The 2646-nt window shown below is 51.2% G+C and carries 1 protein-coding gene; it reads left to right on the forward strand.

The window, feature by feature from the left end; genetic code table 11:
* The coding region (locus BOW51_RS09570) for a thioesterase domain-containing protein (RefSeq protein WP_135568220.1) at positions 1–2253 on the forward strand (2253 nt) is incomplete at its 5' end.
* Between the last annotated feature and the right edge of the window lie 393 nt (positions 2254–2646).

A 2646-nucleotide genomic window follows, 5' to 3' on the forward strand; every position in this document is an offset into this window, starting at 1 on the left:
AGTGAAGTCGCACCCATGCTGGCTGCAACACAGCCCGGGCAGCAGGCACAAGCTGATGGAGCGATTGGTTCTCTCCTGGACGACTGGCAGGTGGAGATTCGAGATGAAAATGGCGATATGCTTCCCACTGGACAAGTAGGAGAGATCGCCGTACGCGGTGGGTTGTTCAACCCGGTAATCGGTGGAAAGACGAATACTGATGCAACAGGCTGGTACCTTACTGGCGATCAAGGATTTCTGGATAACCACGGGCTGTTGCACTTAACCGGCCGTAGTGACGAGCGCATCAATCGTGGTGGTGAAAAAGTTGTTCCGCAAGCGGTGGAAAATGTTCTGGCATCATCACCTCTTGTGGTTCAGAGCGTTGTGCTTGGTGTGCCCGATGCACTGCTCGGAGAGCGAGTGGTTGCGCTGGTCGTTCTCAGTCCTGATGTCGAAGGTGATGAGACTGAGCTCCGTGTACATTGTGCACGGCACTTGCCTGACTATATGGTGCCGGAGCAGATACGTTTTGTTGATGAGATTGGCGGTAGTCAAACAGGTAAGATTTCACGCAGGGAATTGGCGAAACAATTTAACAATCCAATTCCTGATCCTGATACCACATCAGAATACGCTGTATTGCCTGGTCGCTTTGCTCCAGCCAGTCCCACGGAGACTCAACTGGCTGCACTGTTTACCGAGTTGCTTGAGATTCAGCCTGGAGACCTTGATTCAGGATACCTGGATCTTGAAACCGGCTTCATGGACCTTGGGGGTAACTCTCTCCAGGCGGTATGCCTGCTGACTCGTATTGAAGACCAGTTCGGTCTATTGATGTCACCAGCAGATCTGATTGCAAATGGCAGTGTCGCCGCGCTGTCACGCCTGATCGATGAGCACGACTCCGGCAGAGAAGAGATTCTCGTGCAGATACAGGAGCCGGTTTCCGGGGTGTCTTTAATATTTACGCATGCGCCGATGGGATATGCGTTTTACGCTCATACGTTTGCAAAATTTCTTGGAAGAGATATTGGAGTATATGCCTGTCAGTGGCGGCAAAACATGCCAGATATTGCAGCCTACAGCATGGAGGAGCATGCCAGGCAATATGTGATAGCCATTCGTGACCCACTATCAGGGCCCTATGCGCTGGCAGGACACTCTTTTCGAGCCCATCTTGCCTACGAGATTGCACGGCAGCTTACTGAGGCAGGAGAACAGGTTGTCTTCCTCGCGCTGATCGATGATGAAGCTGATTTATTCAAAAGTCGCTATGGAATAATTCATCATCCACCTGAATCGAATAATGTGTATGACCGGTCCCGCTGGTTACTCGGTAAATCTGTCCCGCGGCCCTACAAGGGTAAAGTGGATCTATTTCTGGCAGAGGATGGTGTTATGCCGGAAGCTTTTGCTGATCCTCTTGTTGGTTGGGGCGATCTGGTCCAGGGAAAAGTCACAAGACACCTTGTACCCGGTGACCATTTTTCCATGATGAGCGAGAAACATATTGCTCATTGGTCTGGGCTCCTCAAGCAACGCTTAGCTGAGGCGAGTGCAGATCGATCCGGATATTCTGCCGAGACTATAGAAAATGACCAGGCATATCAAAATGCCCTGAAAGACACCGAAAATGCCCGTATTGCAGCCATAGCTGGCAACCTGAAGCAGGAGATTATTGAATACCAGTCTGCCCTCAAGAAAACAGAGGATCAACCTTACTGGGTTTGCCGGAATTTTGGACTGGCATTGCTGCAACTGGGTCGGCCTCGCGCCGGGCTTGTGATGTTGCGCCAAGCTGTTGCCCGGGAAGTGGTTCCTTTGCCGGGGCTTGTTCTATTGGCGGATATACTGAAGCAGTTGAAACGCATAAAATTATTCCGTGCCGTGATTGCCGAGGCAGAACGTATTACCCCTGCAGATACTCATGCACAGTTGTTGCTGGGTGAGTTACATTCCAAACATGACTCACTTCAGAAGGCCGAGGCATGCTTCCGCAGGGTTCTGAACCAGCAGTCGAAATATCCCAGGGCTCTTATAGGAATGGCAAAGGTGCTCATGCGTTTACAGTGGCAGGATGAGGCTGTAAGTTTTGTCTTTCAGGCAGCCAGGTTGCGCCCATCCGATACTGGTATTCGTATATTGCTTGCTCAATTACTCGTGGATGTCGGAGAAACCACCACTGCAGAGAAGATACTGCGTGAGCTGCTTGCGACTGACCCTGGGCATGCTGTTGCACAACGACTCATTGCAAAACTAAAAGCTGACTAGAGGCCCGCTAAAAAAGGAGTTGTAACAGTACCTTAGAACTCAGCGTGCAATACGCCGCGCCAAGCAGCACAGAATGAAAAGTGAAGGACTGGGAAAGATCACCAATGCGGTCTCCATCCGTGAACTTCCGCTTCGGTCGAGGATCGTGCCGTTCCGGGTCACTGGGAAGGTGATTGAATTTCGGGGTCAAACAACAGCCACATTGCCACCTTGGTTGAGCGTCATAACGATTTAATACATGTGTTGCGTCGACCGGTTGAAGTTGCAGCCAAAAGCGGATGTTAAGCCAATCTTCATTCGCTGCGCGCCAAGGAGAGAGAATCGAAGGCGCGTAGTCCCCGGTAGCCACTAGGCGAGACTGTTTTTCTGACGTGCGCCAGCGCCCAAGGAAAA

This window comes from Solemya elarraichensis gill symbiont, from assembly GCF_002021095.1.
Lineage (GTDB): Bacteria > Pseudomonadota > Gammaproteobacteria > Chromatiales > Chromatiaceae.